Here is a 23,049-nt window from a genome sequence, read left to right as displayed (position 1 = left end):
CAAATGAGAGAGACCAGAAATAAGAAAAGCTGAGTGCTTCACTCAGCTTTAATGTAGATATGCGTTAATTTTGAGGCGATAAATAGAAGCTAAAAGCCGTACCTTTACCAAGCTGGCTTTGCACCGAGATATCCGAATTTAATAAGTTAACCAATTTTTTTGTAATGGCTAACCCTAACCCGGCATTGTGATTGGCTTTGCCTTGGGTATTAGAGGCGCGATATCGAGTATCAAAAATATAATCAACTTCTTGCTCGCTGATACCGACGCCATTATCAGCAACACTGATTTGCACTTTGTTGTCCGATTCAGTATCGATAATAATTTTAATTTGTCCTTGCTCTTTGGTGTGCCGAATAGCATTGTCGATCAAGTTAGACAAAATACGCTCTACTTTAGCTAAATCACTATTTACTAAACAGTTTATTTCAGCAGGTTCAATCTCAATACTGAGCTGTTTTTGCTCTGATTTTAAGGCAAATTTCGCTTTGATATCGTACAGCAGCTCGGTTAAATCAAAACTCTCGTTACTGACTTTAACTTGTCCACCTTCTAAGTAAGCCAACTCAAAGATTTGATCGATAAGCTTTTTCAAGTCACATGCATTTTTTAATGACACATTAAGAAAATCTTGTCGCTGTTGCTCAGTTAAGTTCTCTCCTTTTAGTGCCACCGTTTCAATATAACCCTGTAAAGAAGCTAAAGGAGTTCGCAAATCATGAGATAAGTCCGCTAATAATTCGCGTCTTTGTTTATCTAATTCAGTCAATTGCTGATACTGGTGGTTGATCTTTTCAGCCATCTGATAAAACCCCTGCCCTAGTGTAGCCACTTCATTTGCGGGTTGATTTTGCCAACCAACAAAGCGATTACTATCCAGCTCCTCACCGAGTTTAAAGGCTTTCATATCCTCATATAAACGCTTTAACGGTCGGGTTAAATAGTGAATAAAACCTAGAATAACCAAAAGTAAAAACAACAGCGCGGCGAGCGCTAAACTCACTTGTAGCTTGAAGTTTTCATCTGCTTTTAAGCTGGAAAAAATATTATCGTGGATCTCTCCGCCAATAATGACATACAGGTACCCTTGAAGTTGCTTACTCTGTTCATCTTGAGCGTAAACCGGTGCGACGGAAAAGATCTTTTGCCCAGACTCATTTCTCGGATCATCGCCGTACAAAGGTAAGGCATCAGGTCCTGCAATCAGATGTTTAATCGGAGATAAATCAACATGGCTGCGCTTCACTTTTCCTTGTTCAGCTGAATAGGTAAGAATCTTACCCGCTGGATCTAAGTAGTAAAATTCAAAGCTTGGCCCCAATAACATCAGTGTATGAAAGAGGTTTTTCAATGCCGAATAATCGTAAACGCCTTTGGCCAATAAAGGGTTATCTTGCGCCAAATGTTCAGCTAAAGCTAAATGTAAGCGTTGCTCACTTTCCGCTTTGGTTTGACTCGTTAAGTGCTGACTCCAAAGCAATACCAGGCTGGTTAAAATAAGAAACAATAAAACTAAGGCCAGTGCAAGTTTCTGATAAAGAGAGATTTTCATGGCTTTACCTAATCGTGTAATACGCCTTGAGGATTGAATTTATAGCCCACCCCCCAAACGGTTTGAATGATTTTGGGTTCACTGACACTGCACTCCAATTTAGTTCTCAGACGGTTGATGTGAGAGTTAACCGTGTGTTCATAACCTGAGTGCTGGTAGCCCCAAACAGAGTTAAGTAACTGCTCTCTGGAAAAAACTTGTTCAGGATGTAATGCCAGAAAATGTAATAACTCGAATTCAGTGCTCGTTAAACTGAGTTCTTGATTGTCCAAAAACGCTTGGTGTTTTTTTAGATTAATCGTCAGCTTGCCCAGTTCAATATTGCTGCTCGAAATCATCTGTGTTTGGGCAATATCATCCGCTAATACCACTTGTGGCTGAGCGAGCTGGGCATGTAATTGACTCATCAACGCCACTCGCCTTAATTGCGCTCTGACTCGCGCTTGTAGCTCGCGTATGCTGAATGGCTTAGTGAGGTAATCATCCGCGCCAAGCTCAAGCCCAACAACGCGATCCGCTTCACTATTGCGGGAAGTCAGCATAATAATGGCTTGCTCTGGTTTAGATAGACGAACCTTTTGGCAAATATCAAGGCCGCTGACTTTTGGCAGCATGATATCGAGTAGAATCAAATCAAAATCTTGCTCTAAAGCCATTTCAAGCGCGATGGCTCCGTCATCGGCATGTTCTGTAGTAATCGCCAAGTCTGCCAAATTCACTTTTATTAGTTCGGCAATATCGGCTTGGTCTTCAACAATCAATACTCTTTCAGTCATAATGCCTACCTGCATTTGAGTTAGTCTAAAACACTCAAATACAGGCATGACTTTGAGTGTTTACTCTATTCGGCTAACAATAAATCGCACACTTGGGTTATCAAATTTATGCACAGAACTGAGTACTGAAGTGGAAAGGCCACCATCAACACCTACTACGCCTGCGTGCATAGCGACAAAATCAACATCATCTCGCTCTGGTAAATAACCTTCACCGCCATCGGCAGGTCCAGGGATAGTGCCAGATGCTTCAGAGTTGGCTTCAGTGCCAGCGTCATAAACATTTGCGCTCATTGTTATTGAGTCTCCAACTGCTAAGTCAGCAAGACTCATCGCATTAAGACCGACAAAGGCATCGTTTGTATTCACCAACATGCTAGAAATTGTTAATAATTTTGGATCTGATGCATCGGCGGTGATCGAAATACTCGTACTCATGCCTGGCATTAAGATACCTTCCGTCGACACGTTAACCGATGCTAGGTCAAGTACGGCTTGGTTTTGACCACCTTCTGCTAATTGTTCAAGTGCATTAGACGCAGGCTGACCTATTTGCCAAATTTGGCCTTCGTTATGCAGCAAAATAGCAATGGGTGATAAAGGTTGAGCATGAGTTAAGTTAATTGCTGTGATTTGATATTGAGCAGGTACAGGTGTAGCCATTTCAACATTTGCAGTATTTAAATTCAGCTCGTTATTGCTGTCACCATCACAACCCACCAAAAATAGAGCCGTCGCTAAGGTTGGAATAATTGGTTTGTATAAATTACGCATACCCGCCTCCTATCGAACAGTTACCGTTACTTTTGCAACAGGGTTTAGCCAGCGATGTACAGTATTGTTGAAATCACTTGTACCACCGGTTGCATTATCATCACCTAAATTACCGCGATGAATGTGTATATAGCTGTTGCTTTCTTCACTAGTAACACCGGTACCATTTGCACCTAATAGCGGTTCTAATGGTGGTGGAACAGGAATACCTGGCATGCCCAGTGCACCCGAACCACGAATTTCATCATTGGCTTCAGTGCCGGCATCATAAGCGTTGAGGTAGGTAGTATAAGTACCAGCATCGGATGGAATCATCCAGCTATCCAAACCCACAAAACCGTCATTAGTCGGTAACATCATGCCGGTAATAGATAAATACATATTGCCATCATCAGTCATTAACTCACCGCTAGCGGTCATTCCAGGGTTTAATAATCCGCCAGCGGGGTTAGCGAGCGAGTTGGCACTAATGCTATCGGCAATACCCGCTAAACCAGATATATCACCGCCTTCTGCCATTGCTTGTAATTCAGCAGATGCAGTTTGACCGACTTCAAATAAGTGCGCATCACCTGTGTGTGCGGTAATCAATAATGGAGTGAAGTGAATACCCTGCGTTAAGTTTGTCACACTGATTTCGAGATCAGCGGCCATAGCTGCAGTACTGATTGATAACGCTGCCATTAAAGCAGTTAGTTGGTAAGTTTTTTTCATTGTTTTCTTCCTATTGCTAATTAGCTCATTTTTCAATTTAGGAAGTAAATCTCAAACGGGTGTCACAAAATCATCATTTGTTTATTACGAAATTATCACGGTTAAAATTAACTTTGCGATAAATCAATTAGTGCATATTTTTTCAGGTTGAATATCAGCCACTGGCTATACTTAATGAAGTGAACCTCAATTGGGTATTAGCTATGGATGCCATTAAGACTTATCAAGCATTGTTAAATCAGTTTCACGACTGGCTAAATGACGTAAAAGAGCATGAAGTAAAGGATTTAGCGCAAGGAGTAGATTTTGTGCAAGAATGGGCAACAACGGGCTTAGATGTAGGCCAAGAAGCCTTAGAAACACAAATATTTTACTTGCAAAGAGACTTAGCACAATTCTACTTATCCTCACAAAATGACTTAAAAGAGTCGCCCTATTACCTGAGAATCAAAGACCAAATCTGGCATACGCTGTTAGAGATGACAGATAAGACCCAACTCGAATGGCGAGCATTAACCAGTGATTTTCAGCACAATGGTATTTATCAAGCGGGGGAAGAAATTGCTCTTGGCGAACTAGAATGTGAAAACTGTGGCCATCAATTGATTATCGAGCATGTGCAAACTATCAGACCTTGTATTGAGTGCGGTTCAGAGCAATTTCTTAGGCAATCAAGCCATGTTTAGTCGTCAGACATATCTATGACTGACGATATCGACGAAAAACAAAAGCAATAAATGCTAGTAACATCAAATAATACATAGGCTTATTTTGCCATTGTGCGTACAAACTCTTACCTTCAGGCAATGCTAAACGCTGAGTTAAAACACCATCTTCAAATTGTGGTAATTGCTCAACTATATCGCCATTGGCATCAATAATCGCTGTGATACCAGTATTGGTTACTCTGACAACAGGTTTAGCAAATTCAAGCGCTCTTGCTCGGGCGATCTGTAAGTGCTGATGTGGGCCAACGGAATCACCAAACCAGGCATCATTGCTCACGGTTAAGATAAAGTCAGTTTCATCTTTTAAATTAGCTGCAATTTGCTCGGCAAAGACAATTTCAAAACATATCGCGGGCAATAGCGAGTAACCTTTCGCTATTAGGTTATCTTGCACATATTCACCACGCTTAAATGAAGAGTGTGGCAAATCAAATATCGGGGCAATTTTTCTGAGTAAAGATTGAAACGGAACAAACTCACCAATTGGCAATAGGTGGTGTTTAGCAAAACGGTTATCATGGCCATATTGATAATGCCCTAACTCGTCTGCTGATTGCTTTAACCCCAGTGTCACTAACGCGTTGAAGTAACTAGCCGTGCGCTGATGGTAATCGATAATACCCGTGATCAAAGCAGCTTGGTTGGCAGCTATGATAGGGTCAAGTTGATTGAGAATATCTTGAGCATAAGGCTCAACAATTGGAATCGCCGCTTCTGGCCAGATGACAATATCGGCATCGGCATAATGCGGTTCACTCAATGCCATATACTTTCTAACAATCGGCATCATGTTTTCAGGTTGCCAACGGTTACTTTGTTCGATATTACCTTGCACTAAGGCCAGAGCCACTTGCTTATTTGTCTCTTTGTAAGGTGAGTAAAAATGACTGAGCACAGTGACGATAACAAGCCCAAACAAACCAGCAGCGATTAACTTAGCCCGGTGATCCGATTTAAATACAAATCTGTGTTTGTGTTTTAGTAAATATACAGACCAAGCGATAAGCGCAATCAATACAAAATTAACGCCAAACTCTCCAACGATCGGGAACAGCGCATTTAATGGGCCATCAAGTTGGCTATAGCCTACTGAGAGCCAAGGAAAGCCAGTTAAAACCCATGAACGCAGCCATTCAGCCAGTAACCATGTAAACGGAATAATCAGTAGACGAGTGTGGTTGTGTTGCCCTAAATACCGGGCAAGCCAGACGGCGAGGACAGGAAATAAAGCGAGATAAGCAGCCAGTAATAGCACCATCAACATAGATACTAGCCAAGGCATGCCTCCAAACATATCAATACTGATATGAACCCAGTTAACACCAGAAAAAAACCAGCCTAGGCCAAAGAAAAAGGCGAGCTTGGTATCACTGTGTTTTTGACTTTCTAAGCAGTAAAACAATCCAGCAAATTGCAGAATTGGCAACCACCAAAAATGATAGGGAGCAAAGGCGAGTGGGCTTAGGCAGCCAAGTATAAAAACCAGTATACTCGGCCAGCCAATTGAAAGCGCTTTCATCATCGAATATTAATTTATTCTTCGCTTACGTTTTCTGTTTCAACTTTTGGTGTTTTAGGTACAGTCACTTGCAATTGCAGAATACGACGAGAGTCCGCATTAATTACTTTAAAGCTGTAGCCATTTAATTCAGTTGATTCGCCTCTTTCGGGTAAATGACCAAAAGAGTGAACAACTAAACCACCGACGGTATCGGCATCTTCATCACTAAACTCAGTTTTGAAGTACTCGTTAAAATCATCAATTTCGGTTAAAGCAGTGACACTGTAGACACGTTCACCTACCTTGCGGATATCATCGATATCTTCATTTTCAGCATCGGTTTCGTCTTCAATTTCACCGACAATAAGTTCAAGGATATCTTCAATTGTCACTAAACCGGAAACACCGCCAAATTCGTCAACGACAATCGCCATGTGAGTGTGTTTAGTGCGGAACTCCTTTAGCATACTATCTACACGCTTGCTCTCAGGCACAATAACAGTAGGACGTAAGATATCGGCTAGATTGAAATCACATTCTGCTTTGAATCCATATTTCAGTAAATCTTTAGCGAGTAAGATTCCTTCAACGTGATCTTTGTCTTCAGTGATAACAGGAAAACGAGAATGCTGAGAGTCGATAATTTGAGGTAATAGTTCTTCGATAGGATCTGATGACTCTAGCGTCACCATTTGCGAGCGCGGAACCATAATGTCACGAACACGCATTTCAGCGATGTCTAAAACACCAGCAATCATATTCTGGGCTTCAGTATCGATTAAGTCACGACTGGCCGCTTCAGTAAAAACGTCCTGTAACTCTTCTTTTGTTTGCGGCTCTGCAGTAAATATCTGACCGATTTTCTCTAACCAAGTTTTATTTGCAGAGCCGTTGCTCGAGTGGGGGTTATCATCACTCATGATTGATTTTTATTCTCCAAAAAATCTATAAATAAAGTTGCTTGTTAGCTGACTTAATCATCTTGATAAGGGTTATCAAAACCCAATTCAGCTAAAATTGCAATCTCTTTACTTTCCATTTCCTCAGCCTCATCATCATCAATGTGATCATAGCCGAGTAGGTGAAGACAGCCGTGCACTAACATGTGTGCCCAATGCGCTTCTAACTGTTTGTTTTGTATAACAGCTTCATCAGCGACAACATCTTGTGCGACAATTAAGTCGCCTAACAGAGGTAGCTGAATACCTTTTGGTGCTTCAAATGGAAATGACAGTACGTTAGTTGGCTTATCTTTGCCACGGTATTGACCGTTTAGTTGCTGAGATTCATCGTTTTCGACCACTCTAACCGTTAGCTCGTAGTCACCCGGTTCAGCTTCAGCAGCAAGTGCAGTTGTTAGCCAAAGCTGCATTTTTTCGACATTTGGGTGATTGATATCACCCACCGCTGATTGTAAATCGAGCATTAAATTTGTCATTAACTACTCTGCTTTGGCTGCTTCAGCTTGTTTAGCCTGCTCAGCTAGCTTTATTTTTTCAGCCTTTTCACGACTTTTTTCTTCATCCCACTTCTCATAAGCTTGGACAACTTTTTGTACCACAGGATGACGCACAACATCATGAGTTCTGAAGAAGTTAAAGCTGATATCATCAACGCCTTGTAAAACTTCAATCGCGTGACGTAAACCTGATTTCGCACCGCGCGGTAAGTCAATCTGAGTAATGTCTCCGGTAATCACCGCTTTAGAATTAAAGCCAATACGGGTTAAGAACATTTTCATTTGCTCTACTGTCGTATTTTGACTTTCATCGAGAATAATAAAGGCATCGTTTAATGTACGGCCACGCATATAGGCTAAGGGCGCTATTTCAATAACATTGCGTTCGATAAGTCGCTCAACTTTTTCAAAGCCCAGCATTTCAAATAATGCATCGTACAAAGGACGTAAATACGGATCGACTTTCTGCGATAGGTCACCTGGTAAGAAACCTAACTTTTCACCCGCTTCTACTGCTGGACGAGTCAGTAAAATACGACGGATTTCTTGGCGCTCAAGTGCATCAACCGCACAGGCAACAGCCAAGTAGGTTTTACCTGTACCAGCAGGGCCAATACCAAATGTAATATCGTGATGAAAGACATTGGCAACATATTGACCTTGATTGGGGTTGCGAGGCTTAACAACACCGCGTTTAGTCTTGATAAACACTTCACTACCAAACTCATCTTCATCAGCTTCAGCTTGTTCAAGTACTTTCATCTCTTGAATAGCTAAGTGAACTTGATCAGGTAGGATGTCAGGTATTTGGCCTTTAACCGGCTGAGTATCTAGGTAAAGTGCTTTGATTAATTCAGCACTTCCCAATACCGCGGTATTTTTACCAGTGATTTTGAACGCATTGTCTCGGTATGTAACTTCAACACCTAAACGGCGTTCAATGTGTTTGATATTGTCGTCAAATGGCCCACAAAGGCAGGCCAAACGATGATTATCGGCAGGTTCGAGAAAAACCTCGAGAGTCGTTAATTTGTTACTCAAAGTGCTTAATTCGCCTTTAAATATTTGGGTTATAGATAGTGGCACCACTTTCTGTCGCTTGTTCAGGTGAACGAGCCAATATTTCAGAAGGTGAAGTTTCTACACGTAGGTTCATCTCGTCTTCGCCACGGATAAAATCGCCGCGTAAAGAATTCGAGAATACATCAACAATTTTCACATCAGCAAAACCGCCGATTAACGTATGCGGACCTTCGAAGTTAACCACACGGTTATTCTCAGTACGGCCGCGAAGCTCCATTGGATTCTTTTTCGAAGGACCTTCTACTAAGATACGTTGTTCTGTACCTAGCATATCTCTAGCAATTTTCAGTGCTTGCTGGTTAATGCGTTGTTGTAAAATATATAAACGTTCTTTCTTTTCTTGTTCAGATACATCATCGATTGCATCGGCAGCAGGTGTACCAGGACGAGCACTGTATACGAAACTAAAGCTGATATCGAAATCAATATCATGGATTAATTTCATTGTGTCTTCAAAGTCTTGTACCGTCTCACCTGGGTAACCAATGATGAAGTCTGAAGACATGCACAAGTTAGGGCGAATCTTTCGCAGTTTACGGATTTTAGATTTGTATTCAATCGCAGTGTGGCCACGCTTCATCATTGCAAGAATACGGTCTGAACCAGATTGAACGGGTAAGTGTAAATGGTTTACTAGCTCAGGAACATCTGCATATGCTTCGATGATGTCATCTGTAAATTCAACGGGGTGAGAAGTCGTGTAACGCAGACGGTCGATACCATCGATTGACGCCACTAGACGCAATAATTCTGAGAAGTGACAAATGCTGCCATCGTGATGTTCACCGCGGTAACCATTCACGTTTTGTCCCAGTAAGTTGACTTCACGCACGCCTTGGTCGGCTAACTGAGCAATTTCAAATAGTACATCATCGACTGGGCGAGAAACCTCTTCACCACGTGTATAAGGTACAACACAGAAAGTACAATACTTAGAACAACCTTCCATAATCGAAACAAATGCCGTAGGACCTTCAGCTTTTGGCTCAGGTAAACGGTCAAACTTCTCAATTTCAGGGAAGCTGACATCAACAACAGACTCACCGTCATTGTGGATCTGGTTAATCATTTCAGGAAGACGGTGCAGAGTTTGTGGACCAAATACAATATCAACAAAAGGCGCACGTTGACGAATGGCATCGCCTTCTTGTGAGGCCACACAGCCACCCACACCAATAATCAAGTTTGGGTTGTCGTCTTTTAGATTCTTCCAACGACCCAATTGATGGAATACTTTCTCTTGCGCTTTTTCGCGAATAGAACAAGTGTTGAGTAAGATCACATCTGCATCTTCAGCTTCTTCAACTGGTTTATAGCCATGCGTAGAATCTAACAAGTCTGCCATTTTTTGCGAGTCGTACTCGTTCATCTGACAGCCCCAAGTCTTTACGTATAATTTCTTACTCATTGTCTACTAAAACGCCTAAAAATAATTACTAAAATATACAGCCTAATGCCAATAAATAACACGGCTTTAATAAATGGGGGCGTATTCTACCTGTAAACAAAAGCTGAAACTAGCAAAGGCTAATATCAATTCGCTCTAAAGTGTGTAAATTTTATACGCCAAGGGTGGAGTTTAAGGCTCAGATGGGTTTAATACAAAAGCAAGCGTGATGGCATTTCCGTTTTGTTTACGTCGACCAAATTCGATACGCGATTGATATTTCTCACCTATTTGTTTGAGCAATTGAATGCCAACAGCCACACCAACGTGCTTTTGCAGTAGAGTTAAGCTTTCACCATCATCGTGACAGATCAACCAAATTTTCCCGTTGTAATGGCGCAATGTCAGTTCGACATGACTGCTTTGTGCTTCGTAAATCGATAGGTTAGCAAGCTCATATAAAGCGCGATAAATATCGGATTGCACCTCGTAATTCAATTGGATATCTTTGTCGATATCCATGTTTAATTCGATCGTACATTTGTATTGATCCGATAAGTGATTGACCAATAGCGGCAATGCCGTCTCTAAGCTGCGTGTACCGAGTGAATCAAACATACCTTGATGATTTTTAAGGGCTATTTGTTGTAAAGCGTTTTCACTCAATTCTCTTATTTTAGTTAATGCGGATAAATCATCATTTTGCTCACTCAATTGATAAATCTTGCGCAGGCTCAATTTCACCAAAGAATAGGTTTTCTGCTTGAGGAGTAACTCACCTTGCAGTAATTGTTTGGCATTAAAAGCCGCTTGCGCTTTGATTTTAATGAGCCAAGAGATAGCACCAGCGATGAGTAAAATTAATGCCGCATAAATAAAGCGACTAAAATCATTCCAATACCACTTAGGCTTAACTTGTATATTGGCAAACACTTCGTTGTTAGACCAAAAGCCCAGCGAGTCTGTGCCTTGAATCTGCAAGATATGCGTACCACCAGATAATCCAGTTAAAGATAAACTAGAGCCGTTAAACTCTTGCCAACGACCGTCATCTATTCGGTAACGGTATCTCTGATTTATGGTATTTCGAAAGTCGAGCACGGCGAGATTGAGCGTGACGAGTTCTTCACTGCTGACTAACTGAATATCATCACTAAATAATGATGAACCTGATGATGAAATTACTTCGCTTATCGTCACTTTAGGATTAGATGGCGTTTGACTAAACCAAGGTACCTGCATTACACCTTGCATAGTTGGCACCAGTAGGTTCTCCCCTACGGGAATGATGCCATCGGTAACATGCCAATGATCGGTCCCAATCACCAAAGACGCGCTGTCTTCGCGCATATTAATTTGGTACAAACCCATATTCGTGCTAACCCAAAGCACGTCTCTAAATTCAGTTAAAGCAAAAATAACTCGACCAGCTAGTAAATGGTTGAGTAACTCACCTTGAGTATTGAAGATATATAAACCATTACCGACAGTGCCAATATAAACTTTATCTCCCATGACATGCAGTGACGATGACTTACTAACAGTTGGCATATTTTCAAGTTTTCGTGCTTGGGATAACAAGGTGTCAAGAATGACGACCCCTTTTGCAGTACTTACCCAATAACGATCCGCTTTATCTTGCACCACACTTAAGACTTCGTTAGTCGGCAATCCGTTATTTTCAACAGACAGTGTATGGCGATGCATACGCGTATTAATATCGTAAACCTCAACCCCTTCACTTTCATTAAAAGCAAACAGTAAATCTTTGAGTTGGGTCATTTGCACATAAAGCGCTTGATGATTACTTTGGTCAACTCTTTCAAGTGTTTGCATATCGTTGGTCGCGTATACCCCTCTAAAGGTAGAGAAGAACAGCGTATTATTGTCAGATGCAAACCCAGTAATTTGTCGCTGGTAGTAATTTGATAACGAAGAATTAAACGCTAGCGGTTTAGCTTGTTGTAACTCAGTATCAAATTGATAAAGCCCTGCACCATTGGTACCGACGACAACTTGCTCTTGATGTTTGGCCAACATTAAATAATTGAGCTCAATTTGATTGGCGTACTCTATTGCTAAATCTCGATAATGCAGAGGGTGATATTTATACAGCCCTTTGTTACTAGCAAACCACAATACACCGTGTTTATCTTGCGACATGCTGTAAATAAATTGGCTTGGCAATTTGACTTGATAGCTTTGCTTCGCGCTTTTTTCGCCAACCTGCCAGTATTGTAATTGACCGTCTTTGAACAACAGCCAAAAACCTTGTTCATATCGATCGGGTGCTATTTGCAAAATATTTTGTTTGTCGATGGCCTGGCACATCATCGACTTAAGCTGACAAAGCTGTAAACCATGCTCAGGATGCTTTTCAATATAGGTGACCGCTTGTTGATCAGAACTAACCGCTATCACAGCATGCATTGATAGCTGAACAATCTTATCGTCGCGATAGCGATATAACCCTTCTTTTGCGGCAATAATAAGCGTATCTTGGTGTTTGAGTAAGTCAGTGACCGTACCGTCAAACTCTAACTTAACGTTTGAATCCGATGCCAAATTGTACTGAAATAAACCGAATTTATCGGAGTAATACAATAACTGCCCAACTTTAGTCATTGCCCAAGTTTGCGCAGTGAATGGCTTTTTGATATTGAGCTTCTCTAAGCTGAATTTGTCTTTTTCTAACCGCCAAAAACCACCCTCACCTGTTGAAAAGTAAAGGTAGTTATTTTCAAGGTGCATGCTTCGCACCCAAGTAAAAGAAGATGAATTGGTGTAATCGAGAATGTTAACTGCGTGCTGACCATCGTATCGAAACAAACCTGATTGATTACCCAGCCAAATATAGTCTTCTGTCACCATATCTGAGCTGTAGAGTACTTGGTTATTGGGTTTAATTGGAGTCAGTGCTTGGGCGGAATAGCTAAAGCAGCAGAATGTAAATAAAAGCCCGATTAAACGGGCTTGGATAGACGTGACGGAATGACTATTTTGCCTTTCTCGGTGGCGTGTGGTCGCGCGTACCGCAGCCAGCAAAAATGACAGGCATATCACCTGCTTTTTCTGGTTTTTGCACAAATAAGAATGTGGGTAAGCGAGGGTCTTCTGGTTGGTCACGGTTTTGCCATTTCTCCAAAACAGCCTTACCAGCTTGTTCGCCATATTTAAAAGTAAAGGCATCTGCGATCAGTTCCGCACCTAAATCATCCATAACAATAACTGCGTTACCGTTATAACCGCTATTGACGTCAAAGTCCATGTCTACCTTTAAGATCGTATCTTCAGGTAAAACAAGTTCTGCTTGTAAGCGAGCTAAAACTGCACGCTCTTTATCAGCTTTCAAGTTAGTATCGTTTGGATACTCATTTTCATCATAACTACGTCTGAATCCTAAATCATAATCATAAATTTTTGCTGTTGCAGCCATTGCTTATTTCCTTAAATTTTTATTTGCCCGGTGAAAACCCCAAGCTAAATTAATAAATCATGAAACTCACTGTCAGTCATAGTATAGTGACTAAAAGCAATGAGTTACGTGACTCCAGTACTTAAGTTAGAGATAAAATTAGCAATATGCAAATTAACCCTCAATACGATATCGTCATTGTTGGCGCAGGCATGATTGGCGCAAGTATGGCCGCGTCACTTAATCAAAGTGGATTATCTATCTTATTGATTGATAAACACTTACCTTCAACCCCTCTTTCACAGCAACCTGATTTGAGAGTCTCATCACTCAATTTAGGCGCTATTCGCTGGCTTAAGCAGCAAGGCATATATCAACAGCTTGACCCATCGAGAATTCAAACTTACAACGCATTAGCGGGCTATGAAAAAGGTGGCGCTCACTTACAATTTAATGCTGCCGATATCAACGAAGATAAATTAGGTTGTTTTGTTGAAAATAAACATTTACAACAAGCAGCTCTAAAAGTGGCAAATTGCCAACAACTAGAATTAGCCATCACCTCTATTAAAGCGAATGAACAAGGTTGGGATATTGAGTTTGAAAATGCACGACAGACTCGTACTAAATTCATTATCGCGGCTGATGGTGCTAATTCACAAATCAAACAAGCATTGAACTTTGCTCAATTTGGTTGGCAATATCGACAAAGCTGCTTGTCAGTCAATATTGAATTTCACTCGGCCTTGCCTAAAGTGCAGCAAACTACGACATGGCAAACTTTCAGGCCTCAGGGTCCAATTGCTTTTTTACCACTGTTTGACAACTTCGCTAGTCTTATCGTTTATGACTCAGCGGATAAGATCAAAGCACTGCAGCAACTATCCGAAACGAGTTTAAAGCAAGCACTTGCTGAACTGTTCAAAGAGAAAATAACGGCCGATTTTGATGTTATCCAAGCTGGCGCCTTTCCTTTAACGAAGAGACAAGTTAACAAACGTTATCACAATCAAGCATTATTGGTTGGCGATGCAGCGCACACAATACATCCGCTAGCAGGACAAGGGGTTAATTTAGGTTTGAGGGATGTCGCCGCAGCCAGTCATACTTTACTCAATGCGATCAATGCAGGTGAAAGCTGGCACCAAGCTGACATTTGGCAACGCTATAATCAGGCCCGAGTAAAAGATGATAACCAAACCAGTTTTGCTATGGATAGCATCTACAAACTCTTCAGTAATGATTTAGTCCCAGTTAAATTGTTCAGAAAGTTCACTTTAAATACTTTAGATAAAATGAGTCCGTTAAAGCAAACTGCACTACACTTTGCTCTAGGTTTAAATGATCCTTATGTATAAATTGAAAAGAAATCTACTAACTTTTGGCTTTTTGGCCGTTATGGCATTTTCAGCTCATGCCAATGAAAGCATTGAAAAGTGCAAAGCACAAAGCCCGACTTCAGCCAAGTTCTCTATTTGCCTAGATGAAGCGATGAAATTAAAAGACAGGGAGTTAAAAACCTGGATCCAAGATAGACGTTTAGAGCTTGAAGCGATGGCTGAATCAACTGGCCGCACATCCGTTGTCATGCAATTTAATAAAGCTAATGACTTCTACTTGCAATTTATTGAATCTGAATGCCGAGGTGTGTTTTTCGAAAAACAACACGAGGGTAACCCGGCTGATGAGTACCGCAGCTGTAAAATTAAACAAACAGATAAACGCATTGATCAACTGAAAACAGAAAGCGCTAACAGAAAATAAATAAGCTAGAACAAGAATTAAAAGACGCTCGATTTATCGGGTGTTTTTTGTTTTTAAAAGGAATAATTTGAATCTAATCAGAAAGGAGAGTTGGCTGGGGTAGCTGGATTTGAACCAACGAATGCCAGGATCAAAACCTGGTGCCTTACCGCTTGGCGATACCCCATCCTTAAAACTCGTTGCGTGGGAGATAAATTAAATTAGAAAAGTGGCTGGGGTAGCTGGATTTGAACCAACGAATGCCAGGATCAAAACCTGGTGCCTTACCGCTTGGCGATACCCCAACATGGTGCGGGCGGAGAGACTTGAACTCTCACATCTTGCGATACTGGAACCTAAATCCAGCGCGTCTACCAATTCCGCCACGCCCGCATTACTAATTTAAAAAGTGGTGGCTACACCGGGATTTGAACCTGGGACCCCATCATTATGAGTGATGTGCTCTAACCAGCTGAGCTATGTAGCCAACAACCTCGCCTTAGCAAGTGGCGCGTATTATGCTGATCAGGCCCTTTGTCGTCAACACTTTTTTCGCGTTTTTTTTATCTTTTTTCATTTATTTTTAAAAAACAGTAAATATGGATATTTAGCAATCAAATTGAGTTTAACCAATAAACAAGCTGAAATAGAAAGTTACATTCAACGACAATTAGCTATGTTTAACACAGGATCAAAAAAGCCCGCTATAAAGCGGGCTTTTATCAAATGACTTGATTTAGACGTTAAATCTAAAGTGAATGACGTCACCATCTTTAACTACGTAGTCTTTACCTTCTAGACGCCACTTACCTGCATCTTTTGCACCAGATTCACCGTTGTGTTCAATGTAATCATCGAAACCAACAATCTCAGCGCGAATAAAGCCTTTTTCAAAATCGGTATGAATCTTACCTGCAGCTTGTGGTGCTGTAGAGTTAACAGGAATTGTCCATGCGCGAACTTCCTTTACACCCGCTGTAAAATACGTGTGTAAGTTCAATAACTCATAACCCGCTCGAATCACGCGGTTTAAACCAGGCTCTTCGATACCAAGATCAGCCAAGAACTCATCTTTCTCTTCGTCATCTAATTCAGCAATTTCAGATTCGATAGCTGCACATACAGGTACAACAACCGCATTTTCTGTCGATGCAATTTCTCGTACTTTATCTAAACGCGGGTTATCTTCAAAGCCGTCTTCACTTACATTGGCAATGTACATCGTTGGCTTTAACGTTAAGAAATTAAGGTAGCTGATTGCCGCTAGCTCTTCTTTTTCTAACGCTACAGAGCGCAACATGCCACCGTCATCTAACGTCGGCTTGATTTTCTCTAATACTTTTAATTCAAACTTAGCATCACCGTCACCACCTTTGGCACGTTTACCAACACGGTGAATAGCGCGCTCTGCAGTGTCTAAATCAGATAGAGCTAATTCTGTATTGATAACTTCAATATCATCAGCGGGATCAACTTGGCCAGATACGTGAACAATGTTCTCATCTTCAAAACAACGAACAACATGACCAATTGCATCAGTTTCACGAATATTTGCTAAGAATTGGTTACCTAAACCTTCACCTTTTGACGCACCAGCTACTAAACCTGCAATATCAACAAACTCCATCGTTGTTGGTAATACTTTTTGTGGGTTAACGATAGCCGCTAAAGCATTAAGGCGCGTATCAGGTACAGGTACTACACCTGTATTTGGTTCAATTGTACAAAACGGGAAGTTAGCTGCTTCAATACCCGCCTTAGTTAAGGCGTTGAATAAAGTTGATTTACCGACATTAGGCAAACCTACGATGCCACATTTAAAACCCATAGTTCGTTACCTTGAGAATCTGTTAATGAAATAAGCAGGCTAAAGCCTACTCACTTTTGAAAGTATGTAAACGATTAGTTGCTTTAGCGAGACCGTCTTTGTACCAAATTTCAGTACAACGCAATGCCTCATCTATTGCTTCATCAATTTGCTTTTGTTCTGTAGCTGGTGGTTTGCCTAAGACAAAACCAGATACTTTATTTTTGTCACCAGGGTGACCAATACCAATACGCAAACGCAAGAAGTTTTTGTTATTACCCAAACGAGCAATGATATCGCGAAGGCCATTGTGGCCAGCGTGTCCACCACCGCGTTTAAATTTGGCAATACCAGGTTCAATAGCGAGTTCATCGTGCGCAACGATAATTTGTTCAGGTTCTATCTTGTAAAACTGAGCAATTGCGGCAACGGCTTGACCACTGCGATTCATAAACGTAGTAGGTACGAGCAAACGAACGTCTTGCCCTTGCATATTGATACGACAAGTTAAACCGAAGAATTTAGATTCAACTTTTAAAGGAGTGCGGTAAAGGTCAGCAAGTTGCCTTACAAACCATTCACCCGCATTGTGACGGGTATTTTGATACTCGGGGCCTGGATTACCCAGACCCACGATTAATTTAGCAATATCAGCCATATGGCGTTATTGCTTACTCAGCAGCTTCTTCAGCAGCTTCGTCTTCAGCAGCACCGCCTTTAGGCGCAGCTAAAGTAACAACAGCAACGTCGTGGCCTTCGCCTTTTGCTAACTCATCAGAAGTTACGCCAGCAGGTAAAGTAACGTCAGATAAGTGTAATGTTTGACCAACTTCTAAACCAGCAACATCAACTTCGATGAACTCTGGTAAGTTAGCAGGTAAACAAGTGACAGCAATTTCGTTTGCATTGTGAGTGATGTTACCACCTTTCTTAGCCGCAACTTCTTCGTTTAAGAAGTGAATTGGAATAGCTTTATGGATTTTGTGCGCTGCATCAACACGTTGGAAATCTAAGTGCATTACTTGATTTTTGAACGGGTGACGTTGAATGTCTTTAACGATTGCTTCGTGCTTCTCGCCATCAACGTTTAACGTTAAAATGTGCGTGTAGAAACCTTCATCTTCTTGAGCTTGGAACACTTTGTTGTGCGCTAAAGTTAATGAGATAGCTTCTTTTTCTGAACCGTATAATACAGCTGGTACTTGACCTGCGTGACGTAAGCGGCGGCTCGCACCTTTACCTAATTCTGTACGTACGCTAGCGTCTAATTCGTATGACATGGGATTTTCTCCGATAAAATTAATTCAGGTGGACCTCGCGACCAAAGCACACCATTTTCAAAGCCCGAAAAAATCGGGTGGCGAATTCTAGCACTAGTACAGATAACAAACAATCGAGAAATGCGGTTTATCGCAAGATATTTCTAGCGGTATGTAGAAAATGGTTAATAGGGCTGGAAATAAAAAAGGCTCCAACAGGAGCCTTTCAGAATTAAACGCTGAAGCTAGCACCGCAACCACATGTTGTGGTGGCGTTTGGATTGTTTACAAAGAAACGAGAGCCCTCTAGGCCTTCCATGTAATCCACTTCACTATCGAGAAGGTATTGTAAACTCATAGGATCGACAACTAGCGATACGCCTTGTTTTTCGATTTCTACGTCACCTTCATTAACTTTTTCGTCGAAAGTGAAACCGTAAGAGAAACCAGAACAACCACCACCTGTAATGTATACACGAAGCTTTAAATTCGGGTTTTCTTCTTCTTCAACTAAAGCCTTCACTTTTGTGGCAGCTTTGTCAGTAAACTTAATGGGTAACTGATCCATTACCATCACCTATAAAAACAACTACTGGTTAAATTATCTAATACCTGAGTGTTTCAATCAAGTATTAGTTAAATTGCTTAGCTATCGCTATTCAGTTTCCAATTAAACTCAGCATCAACTTTGTTGTATTTTTGCCAACGTGTTTTTGGAATAATTGTCGATACTTGCACGCGTTCAGGTTTGAAAACGGGGTCAATTTCGAATTCACCTTCAATAACCTGAAAATATTTAAAACTGAATTTAAAGTTAGCCTTTTTATCTAATTCTAAATCCTTCATATCATAGCGCGTTACTTTGTCTTGCTGCTGACCATAAAGCTGGATTTGAATATTGCCTTTTGCAAAGCGTTTTTCTTTTCGCGTTTGTACTAACACAACTCGATATCTAAAACGATTGGCACTCGATGTAGGGATCACATCAAATTCTTCGACCATAATCCCTTCAGCATATTTTTCAGGTGCCATGACATTTTGGAAAAACGCCAATTCTTTTTTCAATTCGGTATTTTCTTTGGTCAGTTCATTGAGACTTTGTTGGATTTTCTGGTTAGCGACCTTCTCAACCTCGAGCTCTACGCGTAAAAAGTTGAGTTGCTGATTCAATTCAAACAGGTTTTGCTCACGATCAGCGAGTACCCTTTGTGCAGTTTGATAATCTTGTTCGGTTAGCGTTTGTAATTTATTCGCAATAAAGAAACCTAAAAATCCCACAGCAACTAAAACTAAGATACCCAACACCCCAGTATAAAACTTAGCGAGGTTCTGCCAAATAATACCTAGGTTGCTATAAACAATTTTTTCTCGCTGTTCAGGCAATTCAGCCTGATTTTCGCTTGTATTCTGCTCTTGATTCACTTAACTTTTCTCTGTCCGATATAGGTTATTCATGCCTTTGCTGAAATGAGCAATGAAAACCCGATAAACGCCATCTTTATAACACTACAATAATCGAGCGCCCAAACCCAATGTGGTTAGAAAAACTGAGACTGCAACTCGCCTATCCCAAAACCTCTGTACAATTGAGTTTGTTAGGGCTACTTGTCGGCCTACTCGCTTCAGCCATCATTATTGCGTTTCGTAGTGCAATTGAAAATATCCAACTAATATACTTGGAAAACCCAGACGATTTCAGCACTTTATCCGATTTAGAGCGATTTGCCCTACCCTTTGTCGGTATTGTGTTTGTTTTGCTCGTAGCAAAATGGACCAAATTCAAACATCAACGTACTGGTATCCCTTTTGTTATTTACCGGATGAAAAGCTTTTACGGCATGATGCCTTTCAAAAATACCTTAAACCAATTTTTTGCCGGTATTGCTGCGATGGCAACGGGCTTTTGTGTAGGTAGAGAAGGTCCATCCGTGCATTTAGGTGCCGCCAGTGCCAGTGCCTTATCTCGCAGCTTAAAACTACCCTATAACTCGATTAAAACCTTAACCGCTTGCGGTATTGCTGCCGGTATATCCGCCTCGTTTAATACCCCTTTAGCGGCCGTCATTTTTGTAATGGAGGTGGTTTTAAGGGAATACAAAATTCACGTATTCATCCCAATTATGCTGGCATCTGTAACCGGTGCTATCGCCACTCGTTGGTTTTATGGTGACTACCACGACTTAGGTGAATTGCAGATTCACGCCTTAGATTTAATCCATTATCCTTATTTACTATTTATGGGATTAGCCATAGGTGCGTTTGCATTTGCATTTAACCGTCAGTTAATTGAAATGCTGCGTTCGTTTAAACCCATTGGCATGGTGCCGCGTTTACTACTTGCCGCATTAATGACTGCGCTGATTGGTTACTTCGTGCCATTAGCAATGGGTACTGGTATTGCGGGCATTAACCTCATTGATTTGGTCACCACAGAAACCAACCTGTTGATCATTATCTTTGTTAGCAAAGCGCTACTAACCTTCTTTGCTATCAGCCTAGGTGTGCCGGGTGGCATCATAGGACCGATAATGGCTTTAGGCATGCTCTTTGGTGCGATATTAGCGGCTCTTGGCGCGCTATTTATTGGAAACCCAGAAGGCTTTGTCGAAACCTACGGCGTTATTGCCTTAGCAGGCTTGATGGCTGCAACCCTCAATGCACCACTAGCCGCATTGCTAACAGTACTCGAACTTACACATAATCCAGATATTATTCTCCCTGCTATGTTGGTGATTGTCACTGCACATATTACTTCGAGCCAACTTTTTAGAAACCGATCTATCTTCATTTTACAGCTGGAATTTCAAAAACTCGACTATCAAACCCCTCCTGCATATGAAGCATTGCAAAAAATTGGTATCAGTGCAGATATGCGACGCAATTTTATCTTGGTTGAAGATAATGACCCAGACGTTATTCGCAACGCACTCGATCGCGCAGGTAAACGCCCCGTTATTCTAAAATCAGTCACCGAACTAGATACGACTTTCAAGCTCGTTCATTACGATGTCAGTCTCGATTACAACAAAGACTCACTGTTTAGTTTCGAAGATATGTTGGCCGTCGATTCTCGGTATACTCTGGCAGAACCATTTGAACTCTTACATTTAAAGCGCGATGGCTGGGTTTATGTTTACACCGAAACACTCGATAATATTGTTGGAGTAATGAGCTGGGAAGATGTCCGTAAACGACTGATTAAAGGCACATTATAATGAGAAATTTGTCATGGAGTATCAACTAAATGTTATGGCTTAAAGCATTTCATATTATTTTTATGGTGGCATGGTTTGCCGGCATTTTTTATCTGCCGAGGTTATTTATTTATCACGCGACAAACCAAATAGGTAATAATGAAAAAGTAATCAATGAGCAGTTCAAAATAATGGAAAGACGCTTGTGGTTTTTTGTTACCCCCTTTGCCGTTTTAACCGCTATTTTTGGCTTCTCACTTATTTACATGTACGGTACAGACTGGCTTAAAGCCTCACCTTGGATGCATGCAAAATTGACCTTGGTTGCGCTACTTTATATTTACCACGGTTACCTATTCAAGCTCATGCGTGACTTTCAGCATGACCGTAACAAACACAGTCCGCGCTTTTACCGATTCGTCAATGAATCGCCTGTCATTGTACTTTTTGCCATTGTAATCTTGGTAGTTGTAAAGCCATTCTAACTCAAGCTGACAAACGCCCACTTTTGACTTGATAAAAATTGGCGGGTGAACTTAGTAAAAATGTCATATTTTTGCTATGATTGCCGCCAATTTTGAGCAGAGCTCGAAACATCTCTTTCCCTATAACCGTTAGCTTCGACAGGACAAGCCAAAATGCTGAAGTTTCAAGGTGCAAACATCCTATCGGTCAATCAATTCGACCGTGAAAGTATTGAATATTTGTTTAATATTGCTTCAAAAATGGAGCCTTATGCCCACCGTCAAAAACGTACACGTGTGTTAGATGGTGCAATCTTAGGTAACTTGTTCTTCGAACCAAGTACCCGTACTCGCGTCAGCTTTGGTACGGCGTTTAATCTACTTGGCGGCCATGTTCGTGAAACGGTAGGTATCAGTAACTCTGCACTAGCTAAAGGTGAATCTTTATACGATACGGCCCGAGTTTTGAGCAGCTATTCAGATGTAATCGCCATGCGTCACCCCGAAGCGGGGTCGGTAGCTGAGTTTGCTGAAGGCTCTCGCGTACCGGTTATCAATGGCGGCGATGGCGCTAATGAACACCCTACTCAAGCCTTACTAGACTTGTTTACTATTAGTAAAGAGCAATCGGCTCACGGCAAATCAATCGACGGTATGCACATCGCGATGGTTGGCGATCTCAAGTATGGCCGTACTGTGCATTCACTATCTAAGTTATTGCGCCTGTACAAAGATATCAAATTTACGTTTATCTCACCCAATGCCTTAGCCATGCCAGACAGCGTAATTTCAGCCGTTGAAGATGCTGGACATAAGGTAGAAATTAAAGATCAGCTTGAAGGCAATTTAGACGCAGATATCGTCTATCAAACGCGTGTTCAAGAAGAGCGCTTTGAATCAGAAGAAGAAGCGAATAAATACCGTGGACGCTTCCGCTTAAACCAAGCAATTTATACTCAACACTGTAAGTCAAACACAGTGATCATGCACCCTCTTCCTCGTGACTCACGCTCAGCGGCTAATGAGTTAGATAACGATATGAACCAAAACCCGAACTTAGCCATCTTCCGTCAAGCGGATAATGGCGTATTAATGCGAATGGCATTATTTGCTTGCACCTTAGGTGTTGAAAATGTCGTAGAACAATATGACGACAAAGTCGTTTGGTTCAGCAATAAATCACAAGGTTAATA

Annotated in this window: 22 protein-coding genes and 4 tRNA genes; 6 read left to right on the top strand and 20 right to left on the bottom strand. The window is 41.2% G+C overall.

Going from position 1 to position 23,049, the window contains the following annotated elements:
- Window positions 1-64 precede the first annotated feature (64 nt).
- The 4 genes from HR060_RS16300 to HR060_RS16285 are packed head-to-tail and all read right to left on the bottom strand — an operon-like array spanning window position 65 to window position 3,816.
- Window positions 65-1,552, bottom strand: a complete 1,488-nt coding sequence (locus tag HR060_RS16300; protein ID WP_174201353.1) for a sensor histidine kinase — start codon at window positions 1,550-1,552, stop codon at window positions 65-67.
- Between the two features lie 8 nt (window positions 1,553-1,560).
- A complete protein-coding gene (locus HR060_RS16295; RefSeq protein WP_174201352.1) occupies window positions 1,561-2,328 on the bottom strand; it encodes a winged helix-turn-helix domain-containing protein in 768 nt (255 codons plus the stop codon).
- A gap of 60 nt (window positions 2,329-2,388) precedes the next feature.
- Window positions 2,389-3,102 (bottom strand): spondin domain-containing protein, encoded by a 714-nt coding sequence (locus HR060_RS16290; RefSeq protein ID WP_174201351.1) that lies wholly within the window; start codon window positions 3,100-3,102, stop codon window positions 2,389-2,391.
- Between the two features lie 9 nt (window positions 3,103-3,111).
- A complete protein-coding gene (locus tag HR060_RS16285) occupies window positions 3,112-3,816 on the bottom strand; it encodes a spondin domain-containing protein (protein WP_174201350.1) in 705 nt (234 codons plus the stop codon).
- 203 nt (window positions 3,817-4,019) lie between these two features.
- Here HR060_RS16285 and HR060_RS16280 point away from each other — a divergent pair, with 203 nt between their 5' ends.
- The gene (locus tag HR060_RS16280) at window positions 4,020-4,502 is read left to right on the top strand and encodes a zinc ribbon-containing protein (RefSeq protein WP_174201349.1); all 483 of its coding nucleotides are present in this window, start codon (window positions 4,020-4,022) and stop codon (window positions 4,500-4,502) included.
- A gap of 13 nt (window positions 4,503-4,515) precedes the next feature.
- Here the strand turns inward: HR060_RS16280 and lnt are convergent, their stop codons facing one another.
- The 7 genes from lnt to HR060_RS16245 form a co-directional block, all read right to left on the bottom strand.
- On the bottom strand, window positions 4,516-6,066 hold the full coding sequence (gene lnt, locus HR060_RS16275) for an apolipoprotein N-acyltransferase (RefSeq protein ID WP_246283199.1): 1,551 nt from the start codon (window positions 6,064-6,066) through the stop codon (window positions 4,516-4,518).
- Between the two features lie 11 nt (window positions 6,067-6,077).
- Window positions 6,078-6,965 (bottom strand): CNNM family magnesium/cobalt transport protein CorC, encoded by an 888-nt coding sequence (corC, locus tag HR060_RS16270; protein WP_174201348.1) that lies wholly within the window; start codon window positions 6,963-6,965, stop codon window positions 6,078-6,080.
- Between the two features lie 53 nt (window positions 6,966-7,018).
- Complete coding sequence (gene ybeY, locus HR060_RS16265; protein WP_174201347.1) at window positions 7,019-7,483, bottom strand: rRNA maturation RNase YbeY; 465 nt, start codon at window positions 7,481-7,483, stop codon at window positions 7,019-7,021.
- Window positions 7,484-7,486: 3 nt separating this feature from the next.
- Complete coding sequence (locus tag HR060_RS16260) at window positions 7,487-8,545, bottom strand: PhoH family protein (RefSeq protein ID WP_174201346.1); 1,059 nt, start codon at window positions 8,543-8,545, stop codon at window positions 7,487-7,489.
- 16 nt (window positions 8,546-8,561) lie between these two features.
- Complete coding sequence (miaB, locus tag HR060_RS16255; protein WP_174201345.1) at window positions 8,562-9,995, bottom strand: tRNA (N6-isopentenyl adenosine(37)-C2)-methylthiotransferase MiaB; 1,434 nt, start codon at window positions 9,993-9,995, stop codon at window positions 8,562-8,564.
- A 171-nt stretch (window positions 9,996-10,166) separates the two neighbouring features.
- Window positions 10,167-13,019, bottom strand: coding sequence for a ligand-binding sensor domain-containing protein (locus HR060_RS16250; RefSeq protein ID WP_174201344.1), 2,853 nt, complete (start codon window positions 13,017-13,019; stop codon window positions 10,167-10,169).
- Entirely contained in the window at window positions 12,970-13,410 is a 441-nt protein-coding gene (locus HR060_RS16245) for a hypothetical protein (RefSeq protein ID WP_174201343.1), read from the bottom strand. The genes HR060_RS16250 and HR060_RS16245 overlap by 50 nt, the downstream gene beginning before the upstream one ends.
- A 146-nt stretch (window positions 13,411-13,556) precedes the next feature.
- On the opposite strand from HR060_RS16245, the gene HR060_RS16240 reads away from it, so the two are divergent.
- Window positions 13,557-14,747, top strand: a complete 1,191-nt coding sequence (locus HR060_RS16240) for an FAD-dependent monooxygenase (protein ID WP_174201342.1) — start codon at window positions 13,557-13,559, stop codon at window positions 14,745-14,747.
- Window positions 14,740-15,153: a lysozyme inhibitor LprI family protein gene (locus tag HR060_RS16235; protein ID WP_174201341.1), complete on the top strand. Its 414-nt coding sequence runs from the start codon at window positions 14,740-14,742 to the stop codon at window positions 15,151-15,153. The genes HR060_RS16240 and HR060_RS16235 overlap by 8 nt, the downstream gene beginning before the upstream one ends.
- Window positions 15,154-15,244: 91 nt before the next feature.
- Here HR060_RS16235 and HR060_RS16230 read toward each other — a convergent pair.
- From HR060_RS16230 to HR060_RS16190, 9 genes are all read right to left on the bottom strand, one after another.
- Window positions 15,245-15,319, bottom strand: a tRNA-Gln gene (locus HR060_RS16230).
- A 43-nt stretch (window positions 15,320-15,362) separates the two neighbouring features.
- Window positions 15,363-15,437, bottom strand: a tRNA-Gln gene (locus HR060_RS16225).
- Between the two features lie 3 nt (window positions 15,438-15,440).
- Window positions 15,441-15,525: transfer RNA gene (locus HR060_RS16220), tRNA-Leu, on the bottom strand.
- Between the two features lie 17 nt (window positions 15,526-15,542).
- A tRNA-Met gene (locus tag HR060_RS16215) sits at window positions 15,543-15,619 on the bottom strand.
- A gap of 249 nt (window positions 15,620-15,868) precedes the next feature.
- On the bottom strand, window positions 15,869-16,960 hold the full coding sequence (gene ychF / locus HR060_RS16210) for a redox-regulated ATPase YchF (RefSeq protein WP_174201340.1): 1,092 nt from the start codon (window positions 16,958-16,960) through the stop codon (window positions 15,869-15,871).
- Window positions 16,961-17,006: 46 nt separating this feature from the next.
- Window positions 17,007-17,597: an aminoacyl-tRNA hydrolase gene (gene pth / locus HR060_RS16205; RefSeq protein ID WP_174201339.1), complete on the bottom strand. Its 591-nt coding sequence runs from the start codon at window positions 17,595-17,597 to the stop codon at window positions 17,007-17,009.
- Window positions 17,598-17,610: 13 nt separating this feature from the next.
- The gene (locus HR060_RS16200) at window positions 17,611-18,219 is read right to left on the bottom strand and encodes a 50S ribosomal protein L25/general stress protein Ctc (protein ID WP_174201338.1); all 609 of its coding nucleotides are present in this window, start codon (window positions 18,217-18,219) and stop codon (window positions 17,611-17,613) included.
- A 211-nt stretch (window positions 18,220-18,430) separates the two neighbouring features.
- Window positions 18,431-18,772: an iron-sulfur cluster insertion protein ErpA gene (erpA, locus tag HR060_RS16195; protein WP_174201337.1), complete on the bottom strand. Its 342-nt coding sequence runs from the start codon at window positions 18,770-18,772 to the stop codon at window positions 18,431-18,433.
- A 71-nt stretch (window positions 18,773-18,843) separates the two neighbouring features.
- Complete coding sequence (locus HR060_RS16190; RefSeq protein ID WP_174201336.1) at window positions 18,844-19,620, bottom strand: DUF6776 family protein; 777 nt, start codon at window positions 19,618-19,620, stop codon at window positions 18,844-18,846.
- A gap of 110 nt (window positions 19,621-19,730) precedes the next feature.
- Here HR060_RS16190 and HR060_RS16185 point away from each other — a divergent pair, with 110 nt between their 5' ends.
- From HR060_RS16185 to HR060_RS16175, 3 genes are all read left to right on the top strand, one after another.
- On the top strand, window positions 19,731-21,413 hold the full coding sequence (locus HR060_RS16185; protein WP_174201335.1) for a chloride channel protein: 1,683 nt from the start codon (window positions 19,731-19,733) through the stop codon (window positions 21,411-21,413).
- Between the two features lie 29 nt (window positions 21,414-21,442).
- Window positions 21,443-21,877 carry a protoporphyrinogen oxidase HemJ gene (gene hemJ, locus HR060_RS16180; protein WP_174201334.1) on the top strand — a complete coding sequence of 145 codons (435 nt, stop codon included), beginning with the start codon at window positions 21,443-21,445 and terminating at the stop codon, window positions 21,875-21,877.
- Window positions 21,878-22,030: 153 nt separating this feature from the next.
- On the top strand, window positions 22,031-23,047 hold the full coding sequence (locus HR060_RS16175) for an aspartate carbamoyltransferase (protein ID WP_425487465.1): 1,017 nt from the start codon (window positions 22,031-22,033) through the stop codon (window positions 23,045-23,047).
- Window positions 23,048-23,049 lie beyond the last annotated feature (2 nt).

The sequence above is a fragment of the Marinifaba aquimaris genome, assembly GCF_013328345.1.
Taxonomy (GTDB): Bacteria; Pseudomonadota; Gammaproteobacteria; order Enterobacterales; family Alteromonadaceae; genus Marinifaba; species Marinifaba aquimaris.
The sequence above is the reverse complement of the archived record's forward strand: the minus strand, read 5'-3'. Positions and strand labels throughout refer to the sequence as shown.